Source organism: Clostridium nitrophenolicum (genome assembly GCF_055391695.1).
The window spans coordinates 1,209,273-1,235,809 of the sequence record NZ_AP042469.1; the positions used below are offsets into that span (position 1 = coordinate 1,209,273).

Annotated in this window: 25 protein-coding genes and 2 riboswitches; of the genes, 17 read left to right on the forward strand and 8 right to left on the reverse strand. The window is 32.5% G+C overall.

Annotated features, from left to right (window positions below; genetic code table 11):
• The first annotated feature begins 2 nt into the window (after positions 1-2).
• The 3 genes from ACZ5N4_RS05525 to ACZ5N4_RS05535 are packed head-to-tail and all read left to right on the forward strand — an operon-like array spanning position 3 to position 4,655.
• A complete protein-coding gene (locus tag ACZ5N4_RS05525; RefSeq protein WP_464207894.1) occupies positions 3-2,189 on the forward strand; it encodes a hybrid sensor histidine kinase/response regulator in 2,187 nt (728 codons plus the stop codon).
• Positions 2,190-2,206: 17 nt separating this feature from the next.
• A complete protein-coding gene (gene cheB, locus ACZ5N4_RS05530) occupies positions 2,207-3,238 on the forward strand; it encodes a chemotaxis-specific protein-glutamate methyltransferase CheB (protein ID WP_464207896.1) in 1,032 nt (343 codons plus the stop codon).
• Between the two features lie 37 nt (positions 3,239-3,275).
• Entirely contained in the window at positions 3,276-4,655 is a 1,380-nt protein-coding gene (locus ACZ5N4_RS05535; RefSeq protein WP_464207898.1) for a diguanylate cyclase domain-containing protein, read from the forward strand.
• A gap of 6 nt (positions 4,656-4,661) precedes the next feature.
• On the opposite strand, the gene ACZ5N4_RS05540 is transcribed toward ACZ5N4_RS05535, so the two are convergent.
• On the reverse strand, positions 4,662-4,958 hold the full coding sequence (locus tag ACZ5N4_RS05540) for a hypothetical protein (RefSeq protein ID WP_464207900.1): 297 nt from the start codon (positions 4,956-4,958) through the stop codon (positions 4,662-4,664).
• 62 nt (positions 4,959-5,020) lie between these two features.
• Here ACZ5N4_RS05540 and ACZ5N4_RS05545 point away from each other — a divergent pair, with 62 nt between their 5' ends.
• The 5 genes from ACZ5N4_RS05545 to ACZ5N4_RS05565 all read left to right on the forward strand — a co-directional run bounded on the left by ACZ5N4_RS05545 (position 5,021) and on the right by ACZ5N4_RS05565 (position 9,225).
• Positions 5,021-5,482 (forward strand): hypothetical protein, encoded by a 462-nt coding sequence (locus ACZ5N4_RS05545; protein ID WP_464207902.1) that lies wholly within the window; start codon positions 5,021-5,023, stop codon positions 5,480-5,482.
• Positions 5,483-5,844: 362 nt separating this feature from the next.
• Positions 5,845-5,953: riboswitch (TPP riboswitch) on the forward strand.
• A 97-nt stretch (positions 5,954-6,050) separates the two neighbouring features.
• Entirely contained in the window at positions 6,051-6,710 is a 660-nt protein-coding gene (gene tenA, locus ACZ5N4_RS05550; RefSeq protein WP_464207904.1) for a thiaminase II, read from the forward strand.
• A gap of 6 nt (positions 6,711-6,716) precedes the next feature.
• The gene (locus ACZ5N4_RS05555) at positions 6,717-7,469 is read left to right on the forward strand and encodes an ABC transporter ATP-binding protein (RefSeq protein ID WP_464207906.1); all 753 of its coding nucleotides are present in this window, start codon (positions 6,717-6,719) and stop codon (positions 7,467-7,469) included.
• Positions 7,466-8,206, forward strand: coding sequence for an ABC transporter permease (locus ACZ5N4_RS05560; protein WP_464207908.1), 741 nt, complete (start codon positions 7,466-7,468; stop codon positions 8,204-8,206). The genes ACZ5N4_RS05555 and ACZ5N4_RS05560 overlap by 4 nt, the downstream gene beginning before the upstream one ends.
• Positions 8,206-9,225, forward strand: coding sequence for an ABC transporter substrate-binding protein (locus ACZ5N4_RS05565; protein WP_464207910.1), 1,020 nt, complete (start codon positions 8,206-8,208; stop codon positions 9,223-9,225). The genes ACZ5N4_RS05560 and ACZ5N4_RS05565 overlap by 1 nt, the downstream gene beginning before the upstream one ends.
• 170 nt (positions 9,226-9,395) lie before the next feature.
• Here ACZ5N4_RS05565 and ACZ5N4_RS05570 read toward each other — a convergent pair whose 3' ends face one another.
• A complete protein-coding gene (locus tag ACZ5N4_RS05570; protein ID WP_464207912.1) occupies positions 9,396-10,298 on the reverse strand; it encodes a LysR family transcriptional regulator in 903 nt (300 codons plus the stop codon).
• Between the two features lie 141 nt (positions 10,299-10,439).
• On the opposite strand from ACZ5N4_RS05570, the gene ACZ5N4_RS05575 reads away from it, so the two are divergent.
• The 4 genes from ACZ5N4_RS05575 to ACZ5N4_RS05590 all read left to right on the forward strand — a co-directional run bounded on the left by ACZ5N4_RS05575 (position 10,440) and on the right by ACZ5N4_RS05590 (position 13,489).
• Positions 10,440-11,609 carry a threonine synthase gene (locus ACZ5N4_RS05575; protein ID WP_464207914.1) on the forward strand — a complete coding sequence of 390 codons (1,170 nt, stop codon included), beginning with the start codon at positions 10,440-10,442 and terminating at the stop codon, positions 11,607-11,609.
• A gap of 93 nt (positions 11,610-11,702) precedes the next feature.
• A complete protein-coding gene (locus ACZ5N4_RS05580) occupies positions 11,703-12,239 on the forward strand; it encodes a cysteine hydrolase family protein (RefSeq protein ID WP_464207916.1) in 537 nt (178 codons plus the stop codon).
• A 172-nt stretch (positions 12,240-12,411) separates the two neighbouring features.
• Entirely contained in the window at positions 12,412-12,951 is a 540-nt protein-coding gene (locus tag ACZ5N4_RS05585; RefSeq protein WP_464203245.1) for a helix-turn-helix domain-containing protein, read from the forward strand.
• Entirely contained in the window at positions 12,914-13,489 is a 576-nt protein-coding gene (locus ACZ5N4_RS05590) for a transposase (protein ID WP_464203244.1), read from the forward strand. The genes ACZ5N4_RS05585 and ACZ5N4_RS05590 overlap by 38 nt, the downstream gene beginning before the upstream one ends.
• Before the next feature lie 287 nt (positions 13,490-13,776).
• On the opposite strand, the gene ACZ5N4_RS05595 is transcribed toward ACZ5N4_RS05590, so the two are convergent.
• A complete protein-coding gene (locus ACZ5N4_RS05595; RefSeq protein ID WP_464207918.1) occupies positions 13,777-14,424 on the reverse strand; it encodes a 3-oxoacid CoA-transferase subunit B in 648 nt (215 codons plus the stop codon).
• Between the two features lie 13 nt (positions 14,425-14,437).
• Positions 14,438-15,154 carry a CoA transferase subunit A gene (locus ACZ5N4_RS05600; RefSeq protein ID WP_464207920.1) on the reverse strand — a complete coding sequence of 239 codons (717 nt, stop codon included), beginning with the start codon at positions 15,152-15,154 and terminating at the stop codon, positions 14,438-14,440.
• A gap of 354 nt (positions 15,155-15,508) precedes the next feature.
• Here ACZ5N4_RS05600 and ACZ5N4_RS05605 point away from each other — a divergent pair, with 354 nt between their 5' ends.
• From ACZ5N4_RS05605 to ACZ5N4_RS05615, 3 genes are all read left to right on the forward strand, one after another.
• Positions 15,509-16,933 (forward strand): sigma-54 interaction domain-containing protein, encoded by a 1,425-nt coding sequence (locus tag ACZ5N4_RS05605; protein WP_464207922.1) that lies wholly within the window; start codon positions 15,509-15,511, stop codon positions 16,931-16,933.
• An 87-nt stretch (positions 16,934-17,020) separates the two neighbouring features.
• The gene (locus ACZ5N4_RS05610; protein ID WP_464207924.1) at positions 17,021-17,830 is read left to right on the forward strand and encodes a DUF817 domain-containing protein; all 810 of its coding nucleotides are present in this window, start codon (positions 17,021-17,023) and stop codon (positions 17,828-17,830) included.
• Between the two features lie 62 nt (positions 17,831-17,892).
• Positions 17,893-18,639, forward strand: a complete 747-nt coding sequence (locus tag ACZ5N4_RS05615) for a copper homeostasis protein CutC (RefSeq protein WP_464207926.1) — start codon at positions 17,893-17,895, stop codon at positions 18,637-18,639.
• An 80-nt stretch (positions 18,640-18,719) separates the two neighbouring features.
• Here the strand turns inward: ACZ5N4_RS05615 and ACZ5N4_RS05620 are convergent, their stop codons facing one another.
• The 4 genes from ACZ5N4_RS05620 to ACZ5N4_RS05635 form a co-directional block, all read right to left on the reverse strand.
• On the reverse strand, positions 18,720-20,027 hold the full coding sequence (locus ACZ5N4_RS05620) for an esterase/lipase family protein (RefSeq protein WP_464207928.1): 1,308 nt from the start codon (positions 20,025-20,027) through the stop codon (positions 18,720-18,722).
• 331 nt (positions 20,028-20,358) lie between these two features.
• Positions 20,359-21,600 (reverse strand): MFS transporter, encoded by a 1,242-nt coding sequence (locus ACZ5N4_RS05625; RefSeq protein WP_464207929.1) that lies wholly within the window; start codon positions 21,598-21,600, stop codon positions 20,359-20,361.
• A 241-nt stretch (positions 21,601-21,841) separates the two neighbouring features.
• Complete coding sequence (locus ACZ5N4_RS05630) at positions 21,842-23,197, reverse strand: DUF711 family protein (protein ID WP_464210842.1); 1,356 nt, start codon at positions 23,195-23,197, stop codon at positions 21,842-21,844.
• A 24-nt stretch (positions 23,198-23,221) separates the two neighbouring features.
• Positions 23,222-23,491, reverse strand: a complete 270-nt coding sequence (locus ACZ5N4_RS05635; protein WP_464207931.1) for an ACT domain-containing protein — start codon at positions 23,489-23,491, stop codon at positions 23,222-23,224.
• 143 nt (positions 23,492-23,634) lie between these two features.
• Positions 23,635-23,728: riboswitch (glycine riboswitch) on the reverse strand.
• A 389-nt stretch (positions 23,729-24,117) separates the two neighbouring features.
• Between ACZ5N4_RS05635 and thrC the strand changes: the two genes are divergently transcribed.
• The gene (thrC, locus tag ACZ5N4_RS05640) at positions 24,118-25,599 is read left to right on the forward strand and encodes a threonine synthase (RefSeq protein WP_464207933.1); all 1,482 of its coding nucleotides are present in this window, start codon (positions 24,118-24,120) and stop codon (positions 25,597-25,599) included.
• A 9-nt stretch (positions 25,600-25,608) separates the two neighbouring features.
• Positions 25,609-26,517: a homoserine kinase gene (gene thrB / locus ACZ5N4_RS05645; RefSeq protein WP_464207935.1), complete on the forward strand. Its 909-nt coding sequence runs from the start codon at positions 25,609-25,611 to the stop codon at positions 26,515-26,517.
• Positions 26,518-26,537 lie beyond the last annotated feature (20 nt).

Genomic DNA, 26,537 nt, shown 5'->3' on the forward strand with positions numbered 1-26,537 from the left:
GAATGAATACAAATGATGCTGTATTTTTAAAGAAGCTTCAATCTACCTTTAAAATAGAGGCTTATGAGCATATAAAAACTATCTCTTTACTACTGCTTGAGTTAGAGAATAAACCTACAGAAGAAGAAAATAAAACAGCTATTGAAACTATATATAGAGAGTTTCACAGCCTAAAGGGGGCAGCTAGAGCAGTAAATATTAAGGAAATTGAAACTATCTGCCATACACTTGAAGGCATATTTTCAAGTGTAAAAAAAGGAAAGTTAATTTTAAATTTGCAGATGTTTGATATATTTAACTCAGCCTTAGACACTGTAGAAGATATTTTGGCTATGCCTGAAGATAAAATTAAAGATATTTCAAAAATTATTGAAGAACTCTCCAAAGTGGAGTCAGGATGCTTTATAAATAAAGGTTCTAAGGAATTTAGAAATAAAGATGTAAGTAATAATATAGATATGAGAAGTATTTCCCAAGAAATAAAAATAAAAGATGTTGAGATTTCTGAACCTACAAAAGTAGATGATGTCATAAGAGTCTCAAAAAACAAACTAGATACCCTGCTGATTCAGGGAGAGGAAATGCTTTATGCAAAGCTTTCAGCTGCACAGAGGGCTAGAGAAATTAAAGAAATATACACATTATTTCAACTATGGAAAAAAGAAAAGAAGGATAGCTATATTGAAGTATTGGAAAATAATATTGGAGCTTTGATGAAGCTAGCGGAAAATGACGCTAAAACAATAGAAGGTATGATAGATACTTTTATAGAAGATGTAAAAGATATAATGCTTCTTCCTTTTTCATCAATAATAGAAAGCTTTCCTAAGATGGTAAGGGATTTATGTAGACAAACTAATAAAGAGATTGAGCTTATAAAAAGTGGGACAGAGATAGAGGTTGACAGGCGCATACTTGAGGAAATTAAGGACCCACTGATTCATTTAATAAGAAATTGTATAGATCATGGAATAGAGAAGTTAGAAGAACGAGAAAAGTTAAGAAAGCCTTCAAAAGGAACAATAAGTTTAAATATTACTCAGATAAGCAGTGATAGAGTAAAGGTTGAAATTTCCGACGATGGAGCAGGAATTGATATTGGTAAGGTTAAGGAAAAGGCTATTAAAAACAAGCTCTTGACAGAAAAAGAACTTAAGAATATTAAGGATGAAAAGGCTAAGATGCTTATTTTTAAGTCAGGAGTCTCTACTAGTGATATAATTACAGATATTTCTGGAAGAGGCTTAGGACTTGCTATTGTATATGAAAAAATACAAAAGCTAGAAGGTACTGTAACTGTAAAAACTCAAAAACAAAAGGGAACTACCTTCACCATAATACTGCCTATAACTATTTCTTCAAATAGAGGAATAATTATAAAAGCCGCTAAAACCCCTTTTGTAATACCAACTGGAAAAGTTGAAAAGGTCATGAGGATTAAAAAAGAAGAAATAGAAGTGATAGAGAATATGGCTACAATACTAGTTGATGGCTATATTACCCCTATCTTTAAATTAGAAGATGTACTAGGGCTTAAGAGTAGAGCAGTAGAAGAAGCTTCAAACAATACTATTTCGATTCTAGTCGTAAATCACATGGAAAGAAAAGTAGCTTTCAGCGTTGATGAAATAGTAATGGAGCAGGAAGTATTGGTGAAAAGATTTAATAAACAATTAAAAAGGGTTAGAAATATTTCTGGAGCAACTGTACTAGGTTCTGGAGAGGTCGTTCCAATATTAGATGTTAAAGATCTGATAAAGTCTTCCCTCAAATATGGGAATAGATCTTCCAACTTTACTGATACAAGTTCAAAAGATGAAGTTATGAAAAAGTCTATTCTTGTGGTGGAGGATTCAATAACCTCAAGAACACTTTTGAAAAATATTTTAGAGAACAATGGATATCTAGTGAGAACTGCTGTTGATGGTTCTCAAGGATGGAGTTTATTGAAATCTGAACAATTTGATCTTGTAGTTACAGATGTTGAAATGCCTGTGATGGATGGATTCCAGTTAACTAAAAAGATTAGAGAGGATAGTGAAATTTCTGAAATGCCAGTTATCCTTGTAACATCCTTAGAATCTAGAGAGTATAAGGAGAGAGGCGTTGATGTTGGGGCAAGCGCATATATTGTTAAGAATGACTTTCAGCAAAGCAACTTATTAGAAATTATAAAAAGACTTATATAAATAATGGAGTGTAGAAGATGATTAAAGTACTTGTTGTTGACGATTCTCCAACTATAAGGGAGATAATGAAAGACATACTGAGTTCAGATAAAGATATTGAGGTAATAGGAGCTGTCTCTAATGGAGAAGAGGCAATCAGGTTTATGGGAAAAAATAAACCTGATATTATAACTATGGATATAGACATGCCTAAGATGAATGGGTTTGAAGCAACAAGAAAGATAATGGAAACAACTCCTGTACCTATTGTGATAATAACTGCACTGTTTAATTCTAAAGACATAGATAGAACCTTTCAAGCAATGGAGGCAGGAGCAGTTTCAGTAATTGAAAAACCTACAGCAATAACAGATGACGATTTTGATAAAGCATCACAAAATATTGTTCATATGATAAAGCTCATGTCAGAGATAAAGGTGATAAAACGTAAAACTATATATAAAAATAAAAAAACAGGTCCTTTAGAGAATTATAAGTCTAAGAACACTTTATCAAGTATAAAAATAGCAGCTATTGGTGTATCTACAGGAGGACCTCCTGTTCTTCAAAGCATATTCTCTAAACTTCCTTCAAACATTAAGATCCCTATACTTGTGGTACAACATATAACACCTGGTTTTATAGAAGGACTTGTTGATTGGCTTTCTGGAGTTACGGAATATCCTATACATATAGCAGTTCATGGAGAAAAGGTATTGCCAGGACATATTTACTTTGCACCAGATGGATTCCATATGGAGATCAGAGGCGATGGGAAAATATTTTTAAATGGAGCTGAAAAAGAAAATGGATTAAGGCCGGCAGTATCTTTTTTATTCAGATCTATTGCACGTTACTATGGTAAAAACTCTATAGGAATTCTCCTGACAGGCATGGGAAAAGATGGCGCAGAAGAACTAAAGTTGTTAAAAGATATAGGCGCAATTACTGTGGCACAGGATAAAGAGACTTCTATAGTTTATGGTATGCCTGGAGAAGCGGTGAAGCTTGATGCTGCTACATATATTCTTCCACCAGAAAAAATAGCAGAGCTATTTGGAAGGTTGTAACTTTTGTTAGTGTAAATTAAGGAGGCTAATATCAAATATGAACAAAGAAATAGAGATTTTAGTTGTAGAGGATAGCTTAACACAAGCGGAACAACTTAAATTTATCTTAGAAAAAAAGGACTATAAAGTAAAAATTGTAAATGACGGACTGCAAGCTTTAGAGTATATTAGCAAGTCTATGCCAGATTTGGTTATAACAGATATACTTATGCCAAAGATGGACGGATATGAATTATGCCAAAAAATTAAGGAAGATGATAAATTAAAGCATATTCCAGTTATATTACTTACATCATTATCAGATCCTATCGATGTTATAAAAGGACTTAAGGTTAAGGCGGACAATTTCATAACAAAACCATATAATGAACATTTTCTTGTTTCACGTATTCAGCATATGCTTATCAATATTGAATTAAGAAAAAACAGAATCAGTGAAATTGGAATTGAGGTATTTTTTGCAGGAGAAAAGCATTTTATTAATTCAGAAAGAATACAGATAATAGATCTTCTTCTCTCTACCTTTGATAATGCTGTACAAAAAACCAAAGAGCTGGAAGATACAAATAAGGAATTAAAAAAGGCTTCTGAAACTATAGGAAGACTTGAAAGAAATTATAGAGCAATTTTAGAAAGTAACACAGACGCATTGCTCGTAATTAATGATAATAAGGAAATACTTTATCTTAATCCAGCAGCTAAGAAATTGCTTGGCAAAAACTATGAGGAATTAATAATTAGTATATTGGATTTTGAGAAAATTAGAAAGGGTGTAAAAGAAGTTACAATAAATTATGAAGAAGACAATCAAGTCATTGGAGAGATGTGTATTTCAGATACGGATTGGGAAGGAAAAGAAGCCTATCTTCTATCCATTAGGGATATTACCGAAAGGGTGCATCTTCGAGAAAAATTAAGAATTCAATCAATTACAGATGAGCTTACAACATTATATAACAGAAGAGGTTTTCTAAGCTTGGTTGAACATAAAGTTAACTTTGCAAAGCGTAATAAAAAAGGAATGTTATTATTTTTTGTGGATGTAGATGGTATGAAATGTATAAATGACACACTATCCCATAATCATGGAGATTGTGCGTTAGTTGGTGTATCTAATATCTTAAGAGATACTTTTAAAGAAAATGATGTTATTGCAAGAATCGGTGGAGATGAATTTGCAATTTTATCTATGGATGTAAGTGAGCGGGATGCGGAAAAATTTATAAATAGGCTTTTAAATAATCAGAAAAAGTATAATGATAAAAGCAATTATCCTTTTAATATATCCATGAGTGTAGGCGCTGCATATTTTGACCCTGAAAATCCAATGAGTATTGGCGAATTAATGGCTAGAGCAGACAGATTAATGTATAAAAACAAAAGCTGCAAGGGCAGAACACAAGACTATAATTGTTAAGTATCTTTAGTCTACCCTTTTTGTTATTAAGTCTTGAAGATTGGATATAATCATATTCTTTTTATTTAAGGAATTTTTTATAACTTCAACTTCTCTTTTTAACTTAATATTTTTGCTATGTACATTATTTAATTCTTTTTCCAGGCTTTTGATTTCTATTGTTTTATTTTGTATTATTGAAGTATACATATTGTCAATAGTTTCTTTTCTCTGGAAAAAGGTACTGCAATATTTTATGAGAGATAATAATAGCCTTTTTAGTGTTTCTAAGCATTTTATTATATTTAAATAAATTTTATCCATATTTAACACCTCCCATAGTGTTATTTTATACCTAATTTAACCATTAAAGCAAGGAGAAAAGCATGAGTGAAAAAGATGGTTTGCTGTCTAAGCTTATAAGAACATATAATGACTTCAAAAATAGAAAGATAAATAATTTAGACAGCAGAAAAGAAAAACTGAAGTTAAAACTTAAAAATGAACAGAATGACTTCAATCAGTTAATAAACGAACAGGAAAAGCTGAAAGAAGAGGATAAAAAGGTTGATTCAGTATTTAATTCACTAGTAGCAATATTAAAATCAAGAGGAATAATATTTGATATACCAAACAAAAATTTTCAAGTTAGAGAATGGGACAACCTGTATATAAAAAAATCAGATAACCTGTACAGCTTTGTAAATAAAAATGGAGTATGTTTGTATGTGCTTGAGAAAAAGTACTGTGATGTCATGGAGTATATAGTTAACAACTATTCATACAGCATTATAGTTATAAGAAAAAATCCGCACTCTTTGAAGGTGCAATTAAGAATCGTAAAGTAGTGTAGGGGTCCTAGGCCGAAAGTTAACTTATGCTCCGTGCTATGTTTCAAAGCTTCAGTCCGTTAAAAACTTTTAGTCAGTCTAAAGCTTGTGTTTTAGACGACCTAAGAACTTAGATAAACTCGCTCTGCTCAAACACTATCTAAGGTTCTAAGGTTGTCTTAAAACCCTTCACTAAGACTGACACAAAGTTTTTAAATCTACCTTCAGCTTTGGAAACATAGCCCTTCGTATAATTTAACTTTCTAGTTTGAAGCCCTATTGCATAAACTTGTGAATTAGAAAGATTTTAGTTAGCACTATTGACGTTGTTAATGTAGTGTAGTAAGATGACTTTGTAGGAAAACTTAATAAATTAAGATCATTGATCCCAGGGGGGCTGGTGTTACCAGCTGAGATTAAGAATAAAATTCTTTGACCCTATAACCTGATCTGGGTAATACCAGCGTAGGAAGAGGTTTTATGTATTTGAAAAATACCTTTATAGTTTTAAAGATATAGGTACAAACCTCGAAACGGTTTGTACCTTTTTTATTTTCAAAAATTAAAAAATTGGGGAGGCGTTAAGATGAAGTTTTCGGAAAGTTTATACGAAAGTGTTAAAGAAATTTGGGAATCCTATTATACTCATCCCTTTGTAAAGGGTATTGGGGATGGTACTTTAGGGGTAGATAAGTTTAAGTTTTATATGATTCAGGATTACATATATCTTTTAGATTACGCAAAGGTTTATGCATTAGGTATAGTAAAGGCAGACAGAGAAGAGATAATGCAGGGTTTTTCAACTATGGTAAATGGGATATTAAATGGGGAAATGAGTATTCATCGTTCTTATATGAAAAGGCTTGGGATTACTCAAGAGGAGGTTGAAAATACAAAAGCTTCACTTTCAAATATTTCATATACTCATTATATGCTAGCTGTATCTCAGATGGGTGGCTTGACAGAGCTTTCGGTATCCCTGCTAGCTTGTATGTGGAGCTATTTAGAGATTGGTAAAGTTTTAAGTAAAAATCCTGGGGCAACAGAACATGAATTTTACGGAGAATGGATTAGGGGCTATATTTCGGAAGAGTACAAAGAAGGTACTCAATGGGTTATAGATTTGGTAGATGAGCTTTCAGAAAACCTTTCAGCAAAGGATAAGGAAAAGCTGAAGGAGATATTTATAAATACTAGTAAATATGAATACATGTTTTGGGACATGTCTTACAATAAGGAGATGTAACTCTCAATGTTAAAGTTTTTTAATGTTAATTTTAAATATAAGAATGATTCAAAGCTTCTTATAGACAATTTGAGTTTTAATATAAATAAGGGAGAATTTATAAGTATAATTGGTCCAAGCGGATGCGGTAAGAGCACTATATTCAGATTGATTTCAAGACTTGAGCAAAGCTCTGGTGGAGATATTTATATTAATGACAACAATGTTAACGATATCGATAGCCCTATAGGATATATGCCTCAAAGTGACTTACTGATACCATGGAGGACTATTTTAGAAAATGCCTGTTTGCCTTTAGAAGTAGGTGGTAAAAAGCAAAAAGATGCAAAAAAGAAGGCTGAAGAATTTTTAGAGGTTTTTGGATTGGACAGCTATAAAGATAAGTATCCAAAGGATTTATCAGGAGGTATGAAGCAGAGAGTTTCTTTTATTAGAACATTACTTACGGGAGCAGAGGTTATGCTTTTAGATGAGCCCTTTAGTGCATTAGATGCTATAACAAAGATTTCTATGCAGGAGTGGCTTTTAAATCAGTGGTCAAAGTTTAATAAGACCATACTATTTATAACTCATGATGTTGAGGAAGCATTATTTTTATCTAATAAGATATTTGTTGTTTCCGAAAAGCCTATTACCAAACTAAAGGAAGTAGTAGTACCTGTTGGTTATCCAAGGGACAGGCATATGTTAAGTAGACCTGAAATACTAAGAATAAAAGAAGAGCTTGTAAATGAATTAAAGCAGAGGATTGAGCTATGAAGAAGTATAAATCATCAATAATTGTAGGCATTATATTTTTTATAATTTGGGAGGGGCTTGCAAGATATATAGATGCCATGTACATACTTCCATCACCAAGCAGAATATTAGAAAAGATTTGGGTTTTGAGAGAGGATCTTTTCTTAGTGCATCTTCCGGCTACGCTGCTGGTTACCTTTATGGGCCTTATTATATCAGTAGTTTTAGGTGTAGCCTTAGCTGTGGCAATGAGTTTGAGTGAAAAGATTGAAAAAGCTATATATCCTATTGTAGTTGTAACTCAAACTATACCGATTACTGCCTTAGCACCAATATTTGTACTTTGGTTTGGATACAGTATCTGGAGTAAGGTGGTGGTAACTATACTTATTACCTTTTTTCCGATAGTCGTAAATGTCTATGATGGTCTTCGTTCTACGAAAAGAGAGATGGAAGAATTATTAATTACCTTTGGAGCAAGCAAAAGGGAGATATTCATTGAATTAAAGTTTCCTTCTGCACTGCCATATTTCTTTTCAGCACTTAAAATAGCAGTGCCCCTTAGTGTAATTGGTGCCGCAATCAGTGAATGGCTTGGTTCTCAATCTGGCCTTGGATACTTTAGTAAAAGAATGATGACACAATTAGACGGAGCAGCAGTTTTTGCGCCAATAGTGATTCTATCTCTTGCGGCAATTGTCCTTGTTTTTATACTTAATATTTTAGAGAATAAAATAATAAAATGGAGGAATGAATGATGAAAAGACTTAAGTATTTATCGCTATTATTAGTATTCGTATTTGTAACTTTCATGTTAGCTGGATGCGGAAGCAAACAAGCTGCTAATAATAGTTCAGAAAAGCTGGAGGATGTAGATTTAGTACTGGATTGGTATCCAAATGCAATACATACATTTATATATGCAGCTATTGAAAACGGCTACTTTAAAGAAGAAGGATTAAAGGTTAATATTAAATATCCTTCTAATCCAACAGACCCACTTTCACTGCCAGCTGCAGGTAAAGCAACTTTAGGTATTTATTATCAACCGGATATAGTAATTGCAAGAGCTAATGAAAAAGTTCCAGTAAAATCTATAGGAGCAATAGTACATACACCACTAAACGTAATTATAGCTTTAAAAGAAAAGAATATAAATTCACCAAAGGATTTGTCAGGAAAAACTATTGGATTTTCAGGAAATCCTTTAAACACAGAATATGTTAAGACTATGGTAAAAGCAGATGGTGGAGATCCAAACTCCGTAAAAGTGATAGATGTAGGTTTTGAATTACTTTCTTCAATGGTAACAAAAAAAGTTGATGCTACAACTGGAGGGCTTATAAATCATGAAGTTCCTGTAATGCAGCATGAAGGACATCAAATAAATTACTTCGATCCATCTAAGTATGGAGTACCTAATTACTATGAAGAAGTTTTTGTTACAAGCGACAAAACTTTAAAAGAAAAACCTGAAACTTTGAAAAAGTTCATGAGAGCTGCAAAGAAAGGCTTTGAATTTACTAAGAATAATCCAGATAAATCTTTAAAAATATTATTAGACAACCAGCAGAAGGACAACTTCCCTCTTATAGAGGATGTTGAAAAACAAAGTATGAACATACTTCTTCCAAAGATGGAATCAAAGGATGAACCATTCTTATATCAAGATAAGAAGGTTTGGGAGAATAATATAAACTGGCTGCAAGAAAAGGGTATGCTAAAAGAGAAAGTTAAAGCAGAAGATTTTTATGTAAATCTTGATGAAGTTAAATAGTTTTATACATATTTAACCCAGAAGCATTGAATCACATTGCTTCTGGGCTTTTTTCGCATTTACTTGTGGTGCGGTTTACCGTATAATCAGCAAATACGTTTTTTCTGTTATATTTCAAAGCTTAAGACAACTCAAAAACTCAATGGCTGTCAGTTATTATTTTAAACACATTATTGTTTTGTTGAAGATGAGTAACGCGAAAAAGACGAAGACATAAACTCAGTCAGCCATTGACTTACTGCTTCCGAATTAATTCGCTGCCTGTTTATTAACATATAGCTTTCCATATTTGGTGGTGTGTTTTCGAGAAGTTTTACTTCCACTAGTGAACCTTCTTCCAGAAACTTCCTGAATGCTGACTCTATCATGAAGCTAAAGCCAATCCCTTCTTTTAAAAATTTAATGATGCTGCTGCTAATATTGATATCCAGTGGATATACATAGTTTTTCGGAAAAATTGAGTAGAACCATTCCTGAAATGGGGCAGTTAGAATTGCAGAGTGCAATAAAGGTAAATTTCTAAGCTCAACCTCTGTGATACCGCATGCAGCGGCACTATTCTGTGAACCAGTAACCAATATGATTTTGTCGCTATAAAAGGGCTCACATATAAATTTAGGAGACTTGATGTCCAAATATGTAAATGCAATATCTAACTGATCATCATGAAGCAATTGTATCAGTTCTTCACTGTGTTCAATAGTAACTTTTACTGCAATTTTTTTATTTTGCTGCATATATTTAAGAACCATGTCCTGCACATGGCAATCGTAAATAGAGTGTACAGCACCAATATTAAGTGTATCGTTGAATAATTCCAGAGCTTTAAGCCGAAAAATAGCAGATTCCTGTATACTTAGCAACTGTTTAGCGTAGGGAAGAAAAGCTTCTCCCGCATTTGTCAGTTCTACATTCTTATTTGTCCGGATAAACAGGGTTTCTCCTATATTATATTCAAGATTTTTTATTCTGCTGGTGATGGTAGACTGAACCACATGAAGCTGTTCAGCTGTTTTAGTAAAGTTTTTCAACTTAGCTAAGTAAATGAAAGTTATTAAAAGATCATAGTCCATACGTCAAATCACCTCTTATCTATAATTAATATTTTCGATAGTTGTTATTCAATATATTCGTTATACAAATAGAAAAACCTCTTTTATAATCGAAGATGTAAATAATTCGATAAAACTATTATAAAGGAAAGAGGACTATTTATGTATAAGATGAATGAAAAAATTGAATCGATGTATTGTATTAAATGTGGAGAAAAATATACGGTAGGAGATTATTTTTTAGGATGCCCTAAATGTCTAGAAAAAGGGGAAAATGCCGCTATTTCATTTAAGTATAATGAAACAGTTTTCAAAAATTCCAGCATAAAAGGTATGCAGAAATATGGAAGTATACTTCCTTATGAAACATTTCCAACCTTAGGTGAAGGTGATACACCAGTGGTGAAGCTTGAGAAAATGGCAAAACTCTTGGGAGTTAAAGAAATATTTATAAAAAATGAGTTCCAAAACCCTACCGGTTCTCACAAAGACAGAATGAGTCCACTGGTAGTGGCACGAGCACTTGAACTGGGCAAAAAAGGTATAGTAGCTGCCTCAAGTGGAAATGCAGGTATTTCCATAGCAGCCTATGCTGCCAATTCAGGCCTGGATTGCAAAATCATATCATTACCAAATGTGAATATTGCTTACAAGACTGCTATTGAAGCAACAGGCGCAGAACTGGTAATAGTTGATGAAGCTAATGATATAGCTGCTAATGGTAGATGGGGTTATATGAGGAAAATGGTTGAAGAATATGATTGGTATCCGGCAACAAATTATATTTTACCAGCAGTAGGAAGCAATTGCTTTGGAGTTCAAGGATATAAGACAATCGCTTATGAAATATATGAGGAATTTGGAGACAACTTACCTGAATATATATTTGTGCCTGTATCTAGGGGTGACCTCCTTTGGGGAATATTTGAGGGTTTTAAGGAATTGCTGAAGCTTGGATATATTGTTGCATTACCAAAGTTGGTTTGTGTAGAACCATTTAGAAGAATTTCCAAAGTGTTGGAAGGGGAAGACTATAGAAAAGAATTTCCGGGCGAATGTTCTTTAACCGCTTCCATCGGAGGGAGTACCGTAACTTACCAGTCTTATGTAGCTATAAGGGATTCCGATGGTTTTGCGGTTGATATACCTCAAGGTAATGTAATTGATGATGTTAGACAAATGGCTCATTTGGGATTATACCTTGAAACATCCTCTGCGGTAGTATTTAGTGCTCTAAAAAGGGCAATAGAAAAAAGGATACTGGATAAGAATTGCAGAATTCTTATCATAGGAACATCCAGTGGATTTAAAAACAAACCTGAGTTATTTTAGAAATAGAAGGTAATAAAATAAGACGAGCAATGTAATGTTTGCTAATATGGAATAATAGGAAAAGATTATTTATAAACGAAAGGAAGAATGTATATGAGTAATATTGTTTTGATGGTTATAGATGTGCAAAATGCACTGATTAAGAAACATCCTTATAATGAACAGAAAGTTATTAAAAATATTAAAAGACTTATTTTAACTGCAAGAGATAATAAGAAAGAAGTTATATATGTACGTCATGATGATGGCAAGGACACCGATCTTGAACAGGGTACAGATGGATGGCAAATTTATGATGACATAGCACCTAACAGTAGTGAATTTATCGTTGAAAAAGAGTATAACAGTGCTTTTCATAAAACTGGATTAAGGGAGCATTTAGAAAGTAAAGAGATAGATACCATTATACTTGTAGGACTTCAAACAGAATATTGTATTGATGCTACTTTAAAAAGTGCCTTTGATTATGGGTATAAAATAATTATTCCAGAAGAAACAAATACAACTTTCGATAACGAGTATCTATCTGGTGAGAAACTTTATGAGTTTTATAATCATAAGATTTGGAATAAACGTTTTGCTAATGTTATTCCAGTGGACGATGCAATGAAAATTTTGCTAGACAATTAACTAAGGGTAAAAGCCTTTACTAATGGGATATTAGTAAGGGCTTATAAAAAATTAAAGGGATTGAATTACTTTTTACTATAGATAAACCAACTCCATGATTGACTTATTCAAAATATTATAGTGATTTCTGCACAGACTAAAGTTAAGTAAAACTTAGTTAGGAGAGGTTACTATGGGTAGAAGAGGTATGGAAATTGAATCATTATATGGATTCACAACAGAAGAACTTAAGAAAATAAGAAATTCACATGAAGATGAATTTGCTAGAAATGTATTAACTGCTGTGATTATGCGCTACGAGGGTTTTAGTACCATAAAAATTGGCCGATTCTTATTAAAGTCTAAACAAACAGTTATAGACTATATAAAAAGATGGAATTCTAGGGGCTTAAAGGCATTAGAAAATCATCGTGGAGGTTCAGAGGGAACTTTTAGTGCTGAGATGTTGGATGATCTAATAAATACTGTATTACACACACGGCCTAATGATTTTGGATTTATAGGTAACGTATGGACCTGTCCTCTTCTTGTAGAGTACATTTATCAAAACTATGGCGAAAAGTACTCTAAGGAATATATAAGAATATTGTTAAAACGAAATAATCTTAGCTATAAAAGAGCGCAGCGCAAGCCGACTAAGGCTGATAAGGTTGAACAAAAAACCTTTTTAAAAAATGAAAACCCTTCTAATTTCTGTAGAAAACTCTTCTGAGTGTGTATTTTATGCCATGGATGAAACTGGTCTTAGGACGGAGTCTGATATTCGTAGAACGTGGAGTCTCGTAGGAATATCCCCTGTTTTAGAGAGCAACAATTGCCATGAAGGACTTAACCTAATAGGTGCTACTGAAATTACTAAAAACTTTGATACTGTCATAGATGCCTATTCGGCAAAACAAGTAATTACCTCTGAAGAAGTGAAATTGTTTCTTAAGCGACTACTTGATATCAATGTAGGTAAAAAAGTATATGTTCTATTAGATAATGCGGGATTTCATGTTAGTAAGGCTATGCAGGCTTTCGCCGAAACTCATAGAGGTGAGTTGTTTTTAATAAATACTCCTAGATATTCTCCTAAGCTAAATCCTCAGGAGAATATCTGGAATAAATTAAAAAATTGCATGTTTAGTGCAAGTGCATATTTTTCTATTGATGAACTTTTTGAGTCAATCAAAATGGTTTATCATCATTTTAATGAACAAAAGGATATGATTAAGTCCTTAGTTTACGCTAAAAATTACTATAAATAAGTCTAGCTTTGAGTTTGTTTATCTATATAGAGAAACAAACTAGAAAATTGACTTATACAGAGGGATATGTTTCCAAAGCTGAAGTAGATTTAAAAACTTTGTGACAGTCTTAGCGAAGGGTTTTAAGAGAACCTTAGAACTTTAGAGTTGTTTGAGCGAAGCGAGTTCTCGAAAGTTCTTAGGTTGTCTTGAATCACAAGCTTTAGACTGGCTAAAAGTTTTTAACGTGCTGAAGCTTGGAAACATATTCCGGCGTATAAGTTAACTTTCGGTCTAGTAACCCTATACTACATAAGGCCAATTTTTTCAGGAATAATTAATTCAGCTTCTGTGCTTTTTACTACATCTTCTACGCTTACTCCAGGAGCAACTTCTTTTAGCAATAGTCCATCTTTTGAAACTTCAATAACTGCCTTTTCAGTTATTATTAGATTTACAACACCAGCAGCGGAAAGAGGAAGAGTGCATTTTTTGAGAATCTTAGGATTACCTGCTTTATCAGTATGGGTCATTGCTACAATTACCTTTTTAGCACCAACTAATAAATCCATTCCACCACCCATACCAGGAACGAACTTACCAGGTATCTTCCAATTAGCTATATTTCCTTGTTGATCTACTTCGAGGGCCCCTAATACAGTAGCATCAACATGTCCTCCTCTTATAATAGCAAAAGATAAGGATAAGTCGAAGGCAGATGCACCAGCAAGCATAGTTATAGGTTCACCACCTGCATTACCTAAATCAGGATCGGACTCTCCAAGCTTAGGCTTAGGACCAAATAACAAACCACCGTTTTCGGTTTGTAAAATTACGTTAACCCCTTCAGGTATATAGTTAGCTGATGCTGTAGGAATTCCGAAGCCTAAATTTACAACCATTCCGTCTTTAAACTCTTTTGCGATTCTTTGAGCTATAATTTCTCTTTCACTCATATTTATACCCCCATTATCTTAGTTTTTTGCTTTTTACCCATAAATCTTCAAAGGTCTTTTCTCTTTCTTCTAAGCTATTACCTTGAATAATAATGTCAACGAAAATTCCAGGTGTACCTATTTCATTATAAGAGAGTTCGCCAGTTTCTACTATTTCATCAACTTCTGCTATAACTAAATCTGCAGCAGTGGCCATTACAGGATTTGAATTTAAAGCTGTTCCTCTATATTGAAGATTACCAAATTTATCTGCTTTGTGAGCCTTTATAATGGCTATATCTGCTTTTAGTGGAGGATATAACAAAAATTCCTTTCCATCTACAATAACTTTTTCACGTCCATCTTCCATTTCAGTACCTAAGCCTGTAGGGGTTAGCACTCCACCTAAGCCAGCTCCAGCAGCTCGTATTCTTTCAATCAAGGTTCCCATGGGATTAAATTCTATCTGAACTTCATTGTTTATATATTGTTGTACAAGACAAGGGTCTGTTCCTATATGCGCTCCAATGAATTTTTTAATTTGCTTGTTTGCCGTAAGTTTTCCAATATCAAAGTTTCCTCCAGGGTTAGCGCCTACTACGCTTATGACGGTTAAGTCTTTTACAGCATCTTTTACTAGCTCGTCAATTATTCTCAGTGGTGCACCTACCCCTAAGAATCCGCCAATCATAACAGTTGATCCCTCTTTAATATTTTTTACTGCATCTTCAACTTTTTGTATAATTGCCATTTTTTATCCCCCCATTAAAATAATTTAGCCATTGGATACCAGCTATAGAACTCCAACTTCAACAAGAAGTGAGTTAATGGCTGCTAAGCGTTGGATTGACGGTTTATTATATCAGCAAGTAACATGCCAGAGCCTTACTGTGAAAAACCTAATATTTTCAATATAAGATTATTATCTACTAATATGCCCTGGTAACATTTTGTTGCATATAAGTAAAAAAATCCTCGTGCACTAAGTCTACTAGCTTAGTTACAATGGGTAACAAAATGTTATTAAGTAACACTCTGTTACTTAATTTTACTTATAGGTAACATAAATTTGAAATTTATGGATATAATGTAATGGGGTGATGCTATGCTTGAAAATAACAATACCAGTTTTAATAAAGAAGAAATTTCTAGTTTATTTACTTATATAACTTCGCTTATTTTTGATCAATTGCCTATACCCATTAACATTGTAGATAAAGATTGCAAAGTAATAGTTATGAATAAAGCATTTTTAAAGCTTCTTAACCTTAAACATGAAGATGTGGAAGGGAAATATTTATCAGAAATTGATCCCACAGTTCGATTACCTCTTGTATTAAAAACTGGACAAGCAGAGATAGGACAAAAACATAAATTTAAAGATGGTAGAGAATGTATTGTAGATAGGATTCCTATTTTTTATCATAATGAGATAATTGGAGGGTTAGGAATTATATCTATTGATGATCTGAGTTTTCTATATAATCTTTTAGTAGAAGATGACATTACTAAAAAGTTATCCTTATATAAAGCTAGTAAAGTATCAGAAGTATATAACTCAAAATATACTTTTAATGATATTTTAACAAGTTCTTCAGCGGGATTGAGTTGCAAGAGAAAAGCTATTAAATATAGCGCTGCAGATTTTACAGTTTTAATCACTGGGGAAAGTGGAGTTGGAAAAGAGTTATTTGCTCATTCTATTCATAATGCTAGTCTACGAAAAGAAGGACCTTTTATTCCAGTAAATTGTGGGGCAATACCGGAAACACTTATAGAATCCGAACTTTTCGGATATGAAGAAGGAGCTTTTACAGGCGCTCAAAAATCCGGTAAAAAGGGTAAATTTGAACTGGCTAATGGAGGCACTATTTTTTTTGATGAAATTGGAGAACTTCCGCTAAACATGCAAACAAAGTTATTAAGAGTTTTACAAGAAAAAGAATTAGAAAAAGTGGGAAGCAATAAAAAGACTATTGTAGATGTAAGAGTAATTGCCGCAACTAATGCTTTATTAGAGGATAAAGTAAAGCAAGGGAAATTTAGATTGGACTTATTTTATAGACTAAATGTGTTAAATTTAAAAGTTCCTAGTCTTAGAGAAAGAGAAGAGGATATTCAGTTACTTGCTGAGCATTTTGCAACTAAGTTATATCAAAAGTTAGGAATATACAAAATAATTCCGGATGAAATTATGAAAATTCTTGAATCTTATTCTTGGCCAGGAAATGTGAGAGAGTTAAAAAATATTATTGAAAGTATTATCATAAACTCAGAAGATACTGTTATTAAAATTGAAGATATCCCAGAATATATATTAAAAAATGTACAAACACAACAAATGAAAAATTATCAGCTAGATTGTCCTAAAGATTCAACTTTAAAGGATACATTAAAAGAAATAGAAATGAAAATTATATACGATACTTTGAAAAAATGTAATTATAACAAGAAAGAGACATGTAAAGCTTTAGGTATTCCACGTATGACTCTTTACCGTAAACTAAATGAAAAGCATAATATTAAATAGAGGAAAAATAGATTTATGTTGATTTCAGCAGGGTAAATTAATATAATAGCAATATAAAATTAATGATTGTCTATGTTTTAAAAAATAATGAAAGAAGGAAAAAATTTGAAATATATAAAATATCTAATTTACTTTGCAGCACAACAAGCATTATCATGTGTTTTTCCAGTTGCAATATTTCTCATATTAGCAATTTCAAAGGTGATAAACATACCTTTTTTATATAGATATGATTTTATTTTGATAGCTTGTGTAATTGTTCAAGTAATGATGGTTCACTTTAAATTAGAAACTATAGAAGAATTAAAAGTAATATCACTATTTCATATTATAGGTTTAGTTCTTGAATTATATAAAGTACATATGGGTTCTTGGGCTTATCCGGAGTATGCTATAACTAAATTTTGGGGAGTTCCTTTATACAGTGGTTTTATGTATTCCAGTGTAGCAAGTTATATTTGTCAGGCATGGAGGCGGTTTGATCTAAAATTTATAAATTGGCCAAGCAATTATATTACTTACCCTTTAGCAGCTGTAATATATATTAACTTTTTTTCACATCACTATATATTGGATTTAAGATGGTTTATTGTATTAAGTCTATTTGTCATTTTTTTAAAGTCAAATGTAGAATTTAAAGTTTATAAAAAATGTTTTAAGATGCATCTTGTTCTCTCCTTTTTCTTAATTGGATTTTTTATATGGGTAGCAGAAAATATATCAACATTTTTAGGGGCTTGGAAATACCCAAACCAAACAGAAGCATGGAATATGGTTCATTTACAAAAGATAAGTTCATGGTTTCTACTGGTGATTATAAGCATAATAATTGTTGCTAATTTAAAACTGAAGCATTCCAGTGATGAAATTCATGAGATTGAAGGAACAAATTATTGATGATATTATATTAAATGCTAAAATTTATGCATTAAGTTTTATAAAGTTAGCAGGTGAAAACTATGAGTAGAATAGTAGAAATATGTTGTGGAAGTTATTATGATTGTATACAAGCTTATAAAGGAAAGGCAGATAGGGTAGAGCTAAATAGCGCTTTATATATGGGAGGCTTAACCCCTAGTATTGCTAGTCTTGTTTTAACTAAAAAAAATACAAATTTAAAGGTTATTTGTATGGCAAGACCAAGAGGAGCTGGCTTTTGTTATGGGAAGGAAGATTTTGAAACATTAGTATTGGATGTAAGAACTATGCTGGAGCATGGTGCAGATGGAATTGCATTTGGCTGCTTAGATGATAACGGAAATATTAATACTTTTCAAACAAAAGAGGTGGTGAAGGTAATTAAATCCTATGGTAAGGAAAAAGAGGCAGTATTTCATAGAGCCTTTGATTGCGTTAATGACCCTTATGAAGCAATAGAGACTTTAATTAGTCTCTGTATAGATCGGGTTCTAACTAGTGGTTTGGAAGAGAAAGCCATTGATGGGTTAGAATTATTAAAGAGTCTGCAAGAAAAGTATGGAGATAAAATTGAAATACTAGTAGGTAGTGGAATTAATGCTAGTAATGCTAAAAAGATTATTGAGTATACTGATGTTAATCAAGTGCATAGCTCCTGCAAAGCATGGCTAAAAGATGAAACTACTACTAAAAATCATGTTAGTTATGCCTATAGTAAGGATGCTTATGGTTATGATGTAGTAGATTCCAAAATAGTTGATAGACTAGTAAAAGTATGTAAAGCATAGTTTAGAAAAAATTAAGGGTTGTTGTATTAGAATTGCTTAGTACAACAACCCTTAATTAAATTTTATTTTAACAATGCTGTTTAAAGTGGGAGTTCATTTAACATTTTTGCTAAATCTATGAATCTGTTTTGAAGATATTTTTGATAAATAGGATTATGTTGTGATACTACTTCAATATGATCTACATCGTTTATCTCACCCATATAATTCCAGACACCTTTTTCAGGAAGGGAGCTTGAGTCATAGTTCACAATTTTGTCTGTAGATCCTTCATGAGGAGCTATAGCAGATCTAACACTAACTATACCATCATTTCTCCACCAGCTACTATCCACTCGGACTTTTCCTTCAGTACAATTTGTATATCTTCCTATAAAGATAGAACTTTTTATAAGCAAGGGATTCATATTAAGATTAGGAATTTGATGCTTAGTTAATAAATCTTGATGTGTATCTACACAAGCAATAGAAAAATAGTAAATATCATTTTGTGCCTTAACCCAACTGTTTAATTCTTTTGCACCTTCTAGAGATAGATCCCATATACTTAAATCTTTAGTTTCCTTCCAGATGTTACTACTAAATACTCTATGAGTATAACTATCAAAGGATTCATTTGGTTGTTTTTTTAATCCCCATTGATCCATTCTGAAATCAAAGCAAGGATTGGTAGAATCAATCACTCCACCACTACTTGCCATAGCAGCGAAAAGTTGATGAAAAAAAGGTTCTAGATTATTTTGTTTTTCATCCTCTTGACTTCCATCATGGGGAGTCCCTATTGTAGTAATACTAGCAATCCAATGATGATTTCCAGTAAATAATTGACTTATATCAGTATCGTTGTATTTTATTTCATCAGGGTCACCATTTTCTAACAATTGAGCTAATACTCTAATTGTTTCTCCACCCATGCTGTGACCAATTAAATGTATCTTTCTTAATCCATTTGCTCCTAAAGTCCCTAGTTCGGGATAAACTCCAGAATAAGTTCTTCCATAACGAGAATGACCTTCGTTTTTTGAATGTTCTTTTCCATAGTCTACTGTGCCGCCCTTTAGATAGGCATATAATTCACAAGCCCTATCCCAATTACTAGATATGGAGCCAATAGTGGGAGTAAAAACTTTATATCCATTTTTAGTTAACAGATCTTTTAAACTGTTTTCTCCACCCCAATAATTTATTCCAGAAAGCTCATCATTTCCCCAGCCAAATAGACCATGAACCATTACAATAGGGTAATTGTTATTTAATTTAGATAACGATGAACTTGTATTGGAAGTTTTATAGGAAGTAGATACAGCAAAAGCATTAGTTGAAGGCACAAACACCATCACTATGAAGGATAGGATTAAGATTAGAGTTCTTTTAATAAAGTTTTTCATAATAAAACACCTCATTAATTAGTTTTATACTGACAAGTACAATATAACATTATTTTCATATTTTGTACAAAGTTGCAAAATCCATAAAATATGAAATAAGTTATTGTACTGAATAGTAAAAGCATAAAGCTTTGAATTGCTTGAAATTGGAAAAATTTACATTATTCATTATTGAGAATACGGCTTTAACTATAATGAATACAAGCACATTTCAAAACCTAGAGGTGATAGTATTTAAGGTTCTTATTAAATAGAACAGATAAGAGGAGAACCCAAGTCTTTAAAAATATATCAACATTGGTCTAAGAGCTAAACCTGCAAGATTAAACTTCTATGTTGCAGGTTTAGCTCTTATTTTAAATATAATCATAAGCATAAAAACACAAATTAACGTTAAAGAACCACATAGTACAAAAGCCCAGGCAGAGCCAGCTTTGTCTGCGGCATAACCAGAAAATAAACTACCTAAAGGAGCACTGCCAGCGAATACAAGTGAATATACGCTCATAACTCTTCCTCTGTATTCATCCTTAGAATTAAATTGCAGCGTTGAATTAGCAGTAGTAGAGAAATAAATATTGAAAAGTCCATTTATTACAAGAAAAATTGCCGCCGTATAATAAGTACGGGAAAAACCTATGAAAATAAGCATAACAGCAGTAATTATTGAACTTCCAAATAAAATTAGCTTCTTAGGGCCTGATTTACTTCTTAAGGAAACCATAACGGCACCTATAAGGGAACCTGCTCCAAGAGAGGACATTAAAAATCCATATATTTTTTCCTGCTGATGAAGAATGTTTTTTGTAAAAACAGGAATTAAAATATTATAATTAAAAACAAATACTCCAATTACAGTGACCATACAAACAGTTTCAAATAGAACAGAAGTATTAAAAATATATTTAAGACCATCCTTAATTTCCTTAAATATGTTGTTAGAAAAGTTCTTTCTCACATAAGGTTTTGATTTAATATATATGAGACCACAAAGCACTGTTAAAAAGCTCAAGCCGTTTAGAAAAAAGCACCAAGCTATGCCTATATAAGCCATAAGTAATGCACCTATAGCAGGGCCTACAATTCTAGCAAGATTAAAGGTAGCAGAGTTTAAAGCTATTGCATTCATTAAATCCTCTTTGCCTGCAATTTCAACTATAAAGGACTGTCTTGTAGGCATGTCAATTGTATTTATGAATCCTAAAAAAAGTGCAAGAATTACAATATGATAGTATTTTATGCTGTGAGTAAATACTAGTGCAGACATTATAAAAGCCAAAAGCATTGATAATGATTGTGTGATTAAAAGAATTTTTTTCTTTGGAAATCTGTCTATAGCAACTCCTGCAAATAGCGAGAAAAGCGTTATAGGTAAAAATTGCATTGTTCCTATAATTCCAAGTAAGAAAGGTGAACCTGTAAGTGAAAGTACAAGCCAAGATTGACTAACACTTTGAACCCAGGTACCAATAACAGATACGCATTGCCCAATCCAATAATATCTAAAGTTTTTATGGGTAAGAGCATGAAAATTATCTTCTATAAACATTCTAAAATGATTTTTCAAATTCATATTTTATCGCCTTCTTTAACCATGTTTAATTTAAAAAATATGTCTAGATAGACATATTTCAATACGTGAAGATTATATCATATCTTCTTAAGCTTTAACAAAAGTCAAATAGAAGCAAAAAACGGATTGTAAAGTATTTCTATTAGTTAATACTATAAAATAATAGGCATAACAATATTGAATACTTATGTAAAAAGAAAGCACATGAATTTGTATTGTAAAATCCATGTGCTTTTGGCTTTTAATTCTTAAAGCTGTGAATCGGCGCAGGAATATGTCCGCCTCTGTTTATAAAATCTTCGCTGGAAAATTTACTTACAGGCATTATAGGAGCTGTTCCTAAAAGTCCACCAAATTCAGCTTCATCACCAACTGTTTTGCCGTAAACAGGTATGATTCTCACTGCAGTTGTCTTGTTATTTATCACTCCGATAGCAGCCTCATCTGCAATAATTGCTGATATAGTTGATTCTGGAGTATCTCCAGGGATTCCTATCATATCAAGGCCTACAGAACAAACACAAGTCATTGCTTCTAACTTTTCTAAATTTAAGGAACCAGATTTTACTGCAGCTATCATTCCTTCATCTTCACTTACAGGAATGAATGCACCACTAAGTCCACCTACTTGAGAAGCGGCCATTACACCGCCCTTTTTAACTGCATCGTTTAATAGGGCTAAAGCAGCAGTAGTTCCATGACATCCACAGCTTTCAAGTCCCATTTCTTCTAAAAGTCTTCCTACACTATCACCTATAGCTGGTGTTGGAGCAAGTGATAGGTCAACTACTCCGAAAGGAACATCTAGTCTTTTTGAAGCTTCCTGTGCTACAAATTGACCAAGTCTTGTTAGCTTGAATGCAGTTTTCTTTATTGTTTCTGAAACTATATCAAAGCTTTGTCCTTTTACTTGCTCAAGGGCAGATTTTACAACTCCTGGCCCGCTAACACCAACATTTATTATGCATTCAGCTTCTCCAACGCCATGAAATGCGCCAGCCATAAATGGATTATCTTCTACTGCATTAGCAAAGACTACAAGTTTAGCACAGCCTATACTGTCTGCGTCCTTTGTAAGATAAGCAGCTTTTTTTATTATTCTCCCCATGTCTCTAACAGCATCCATATTTATTCCAGATTTGCTATTTCCAACATTTACTGAGGAACAAACTTTTTTTGTAATAGCTAGAGCCTCAGGAATTGATTCTATAAGTATTCTGTCTCCTTTAGTGTATCCTTTTTGTACAAGAGCTGAAAATCCTCCTATAAAGTCAATTCCTAAAGTTTCAGCAGCTCTATCTAAAGTCTTAGCGAATTCAACATAATCAGTATCATCACAAGTTTGAGCAATAATAGATATAGGAGTTACAGATACTCTTTTATTGACAATAGGTACTCCATATTCTGTTTCAATTTCTCTTCCAACTTTAACTAAGTTTTCTGCATATTTAGTTATTTTATCATAAATTTTAATTCTTGATTGCTTTCCGTCACTATGGCAGCAATCTAAAAGAGATATACCCATTGTAATTGTTCTTATATCCAAATTTTGATCATCTATCATTTTTATTGTTTCCATTATATTGTTTAAATTAATCATTACTTTAAAACTCCTTGTAATTTAAATTTTGTACATTGAATTAAATATATCTTCTCGCTGAACTTTAACAGAAACATCTATTTCTGCAGCTTTATTTTCAAGCTTAGTCTTTAGATCTTTAAATTCCAGCTGCATTTTTGACAAATCAACAAGCATTACCATAGTAAAGTAATCATCTATGAGAGTTTGATTAATATCTAAAATATTTACGTTGTTTTTAGATAATACAGAAGTTACTTCATGAATAATACCTACCTTATCTTTTCCTAGTACACTTACAAATGCTTTCATTTTTTATCTCTCCTTATGAAATTAAATTTTAAACAATTTACCCAGGTGTGTATCCATCGGACAAAATAAAAGAGACTAAATCTAAATTTAGTCTCTGGAAAGCAAGATTTTTGAATCAAAAAATAAATAGTTATTTTTCCCGTTCAAAATTCCCTGTCCTTTTACCTGAGAGCTTCACCAAAATATCTTTTGGCTTTCCCCTTCGGTGCTCAGTTGAGTCTCTCCAGAGGTTCGTCCAATAACGGTTTAATAAAATTATTCCGCTAAATTCATCCGATCCGTATTAAATTGTTTAAATGGATATTAACATAGACATCCATCTAAATCAACTTTCGAATTTTGTTTGTTTTTGCAATAAAAACGTTTTCTGACAGGAGAATCCTGCAAAAATCTTGCATTTTGAACTATAACTAAAACTTTTAATTTTTTCAGTTTTTAGAAAAATATAAACTTGTTAATAAAATTACAGAATAACCCAGTGTTAACGTTTAAATTTTACAATTAGAAACTGTACGCATATAAAATACATTTGACTTTTAGTGAAAAACATTATAAAGTATTAATCAGTTTGATATTTTAAAAATAAAAAACTAAGTGGCATTAACTGTAAAAAGGGGGCTAATACATTGTTGTATAGAAGTACTAGGGGAAAAGGGAAGGTTGTAGAAGCATCTGCAGCAATAATTAGGGGAATAGCTGAAGATGGAGGACTATATGTACCAGAGGAATTTCCTAAAATCACAAAATCCTTTCAAGAGTTAGGGAATATGAACTATAAGGAACTTGCATTTTATATTATTAAAAAATATTTTGATGATTTTAGTGATGTTGAACTTAGAGAATGCATAGACAAAGCCTATGATGAAAAGTTTGAAAATTCTTATATAGCGCCACTGACCTACAAAGCAGGAGCATATTTTTTAGAACTTTATCATGGAAAGACATTGGCATTTAAGGATATGGCATTAAGTATACTTCCACACCTTTTAAAAACAGCAGCAAAGAAAACAGGCATAACAAAAGAAATAGTTATACTTACAGCTACATCCGGAGACACTGGAAAAGCAGCATTAGAAGGTTTTGATAGCGTTGATAAAACAAAGATTGTAGTTTTTTATCCAAAGGATGGGGTAAGTGAAATTCAAAAGAGACAAATGACTACGCAAGAAGGAAAAAATACTTTTGTAGTTAGTATAGAGGGTAATTTTGATGATGCGCAAAATGGAGTTAAGGAGATATTTAGTGATAAAGCCTTTAACGAATTATTAAATAAAAATAACTATATGCTTTCTTCTGCAAACTCTATAAATATAGGAAGATTGGTGCCTCAGGTTGTCTATTATGTTTATTCATATGTGAAATTATTAAAAGATAAAAAAATACAAGAAGGAGAAAGGATAAATGTAGTTGTGCCAACAGGAAACTTTGGTAATATACTAGCGGCTTTCTATGCTAAAGCAATGGGAGTGCCACTAGGAAGATTGATTTGTGCATCTAACGAAAATAAAGTACTTACAGATTTCATAAACACTGGAATTTATGACAGGAGAAGAGAATTCTCCGTAACCAATTCTCCCTCTATGGATATTTTAATATCCAGCAATTTAGAAAGATTTTTATATGAAATAAGCGGCAGAGATGAAGAACTTATAAATAATCTCATGAAACAACTTAAAGAAGAAGGTAAGTATGAGATAAATGATGAGATGAAAGAAAAGCTGAAGATATTATATGGGGACTTTGCTGACGAAAAAGAAACTCTTGAAGCAGTTAAAAAGGTCTATGAAACTTCAGAGTATGTTATAGATACACATACTGCTGTAGCTTATGATGTTTATGAAAAGTATAAGAAAAATACATATGATGATAGCGCTACCTTAATAGCATCTACTGCAAGTCCATTTAAGTTTCCAAGAAGTATAAATGAGGTTCTAAACTTTGCAGACAGTAGTGATTCGGATTTTGAGATGGTGCAAGTGTTATCTGAGAAGATGGGATTGAAAATACCTAGGGGAATAGAGGGCTTAGATAAAAAAGAAATTCGTCATAAAGTAACATGTAAAAAGGATGAAATGAGAGAAGTAATTAAAAGTTTTTTAGGGGTGTAGGTGATAGTTATGGTAGAAGTTAGAGTACCAGCAACAAGTGCTAATATGGGACCAGGTTTCGATTGTCTTGGGGTAGCAGTTAATATGTACAATAGATTTTATGTGGAAGAAATCGAAGAGGGGCTTGTTTTTGAAGGTTGCGGAGATAAATTTAAAAATGAAGATAACTTGATATATGTTGCAATGAAAAGATGTTTCGAAAAGATAGGCTATAAACCTACTGGTTTAAGAATAAGAATAGAGAGCGATATACCTGTATGTAGAGGTCTTGGAAGCAGTGCTGCCTGTGTAATAGGGGGAGTTATTTGTGCTAATGAATTAGCTGGAAGAGTTTTAAATGATCAAGAACTCTTAGATTTGGCAGTGGAGGTAGAAGGTCATCCAGATAACATAAATCCAGCCTTTTGCGGAGGAATGACGGTATCTATATCGGAAGGCAACAAGGTTGTCTACAACAATGTAAGGGTTAAAGAAGGTATTAAATTTTGTGCACTTATACCTAATTTTACATTGTCTACGGAAGAAGCCAGAGCAGTTTTGCCTAAAAATATAGATTATAAGCAGGGGATTTTTAACGTAGGAAGAACTGCACTTTTGATATCAGCACTAAATAATGGGGATTTTCATTTAATTAAATATGCTTGCAAAGATAAGCTCCATGAGGACTACAGAGCGCAGCTTATAGAGAATTTTTATTCAATAAAGGAAGAGTGTGAAAAACTTAATTGTTTGGGTGTATTTTTAAGTGGGGCAGGCCCAACAATTATGGTTATGCTTAAGGATGAAGATCAGGAGTTCTGCAAAAATATTCAAGGTTTTTTAGAAAACTTACAAAGTAAATGGGAAGTTAAGGAGCTTAATATAGACAATGAGGGTACTGTGGTAAATAACTTAGAACAGTTAACCCAGTGTGGATAATTGTAAAATATTATAGTTAG

Excerpts from the sequence above, each read along its gene's own strand:
- ACZ5N4_RS05595 (WP_464207918.1), bottom strand. The coding sequence starts at position 14,424 with ATGAGTGAAAGAGAAATTATAGCTCAAAGAATCGCAAAAGAGTTTAAA.
- ACZ5N4_RS05635 (WP_464207931.1), bottom strand. The coding sequence starts at position 23,491 with ATGAAAGCATTTGTAAGTGTACTAGGAAAAGATAAGGTAGGTATTATT.
- ACZ5N4_RS05615 (WP_464207926.1), top strand. The coding sequence starts at position 17,893 with ATGAGTAGAATAGTAGAAATATGTTGTGGAAGTTATTATGATTGTATA.
- ACZ5N4_RS05605 (WP_464207922.1), top strand. The coding sequence starts at position 15,509 with ATGCTTGAAAATAACAATACCAGTTTTAATAAAGAAGAAATTTCTAGT.
- ACZ5N4_RS05610 (WP_464207924.1), top strand. The coding sequence starts at position 17,021 with ATGAAAGAAGGAAAAAATTTGAAATATATAAAATATCTAATTTACTTT.
- ACZ5N4_RS05555 (WP_464207906.1), top strand. The coding sequence starts at position 6,717 with ATGTTAAAGTTTTTTAATGTTAATTTTAAATATAAGAATGATTCAAAG.
- ACZ5N4_RS05545 (WP_464207902.1), top strand. The coding sequence starts at position 5,021 with ATGAGTGAAAAAGATGGTTTGCTGTCTAAGCTTATAAGAACATATAAT.
- ACZ5N4_RS05560 (WP_464207908.1), top strand. The coding sequence starts at position 7,466 with ATGAAGAAGTATAAATCATCAATAATTGTAGGCATTATATTTTTTATA.
- tenA (WP_464207904.1), top strand. The coding sequence starts at position 6,051 with ATGAAGTTTTCGGAAAGTTTATACGAAAGTGTTAAAGAAATTTGGGAA.
- ACZ5N4_RS05600 (WP_464207920.1), bottom strand. The coding sequence starts at position 15,154 with ATGGCAATTATACAAAAAGTTGAAGATGCAGTAAAAAATATTAAAGAG.
- ACZ5N4_RS05590 (WP_464203244.1), top strand. The coding sequence starts at position 12,914 with ATGAAAACCCTTCTAATTTCTGTAGAAAACTCTTCTGAGTGTGTATTT.
- ACZ5N4_RS05565 (WP_464207910.1), top strand. The coding sequence starts at position 8,206 with ATGAAAAGACTTAAGTATTTATCGCTATTATTAGTATTCGTATTTGTA.
- ACZ5N4_RS05525 (WP_464207894.1), top strand. The coding sequence starts at position 3 with ATGAATACAAATGATGCTGTATTTTTAAAGAAGCTTCAATCTACCTTT.
- ACZ5N4_RS05620 (WP_464207928.1), bottom strand. The coding sequence starts at position 20,027 with ATGAAAAACTTTATTAAAAGAACTCTAATCTTAATCCTATCCTTCATA.
- ACZ5N4_RS05580 (WP_464207916.1), top strand. The coding sequence starts at position 11,703 with ATGAGTAATATTGTTTTGATGGTTATAGATGTGCAAAATGCACTGATT.
- ACZ5N4_RS05540 (WP_464207900.1), bottom strand. The coding sequence starts at position 4,958 with ATGGATAAAATTTATTTAAATATAATAAAATGCTTAGAAACACTAAAA.
- cheB (WP_464207896.1), top strand. The coding sequence starts at position 2,207 with ATGATTAAAGTACTTGTTGTTGACGATTCTCCAACTATAAGGGAGATA.
- ACZ5N4_RS05625 (WP_464207929.1), bottom strand. The coding sequence starts at position 21,600 with ATGAATTTGAAAAATCATTTTAGAATGTTTATAGAAGATAATTTTCAT.
- ACZ5N4_RS05575 (WP_464207914.1), top strand. The coding sequence starts at position 10,440 with ATGTATAAGATGAATGAAAAAATTGAATCGATGTATTGTATTAAATGT.
- ACZ5N4_RS05535 (WP_464207898.1), top strand. The coding sequence starts at position 3,276 with ATGAACAAAGAAATAGAGATTTTAGTTGTAGAGGATAGCTTAACACAA.
- ACZ5N4_RS05570 (WP_464207912.1), bottom strand. The coding sequence starts at position 10,298 with ATGGACTATGATCTTTTAATAACTTTCATTTACTTAGCTAAGTTGAAA.
- ACZ5N4_RS05585 (WP_464203245.1), top strand. The coding sequence starts at position 12,412 with ATGGGTAGAAGAGGTATGGAAATTGAATCATTATATGGATTCACAACA.
- thrB (WP_464207935.1), top strand. The coding sequence starts at position 25,609 with ATGGTAGAAGTTAGAGTACCAGCAACAAGTGCTAATATGGGACCAGGT.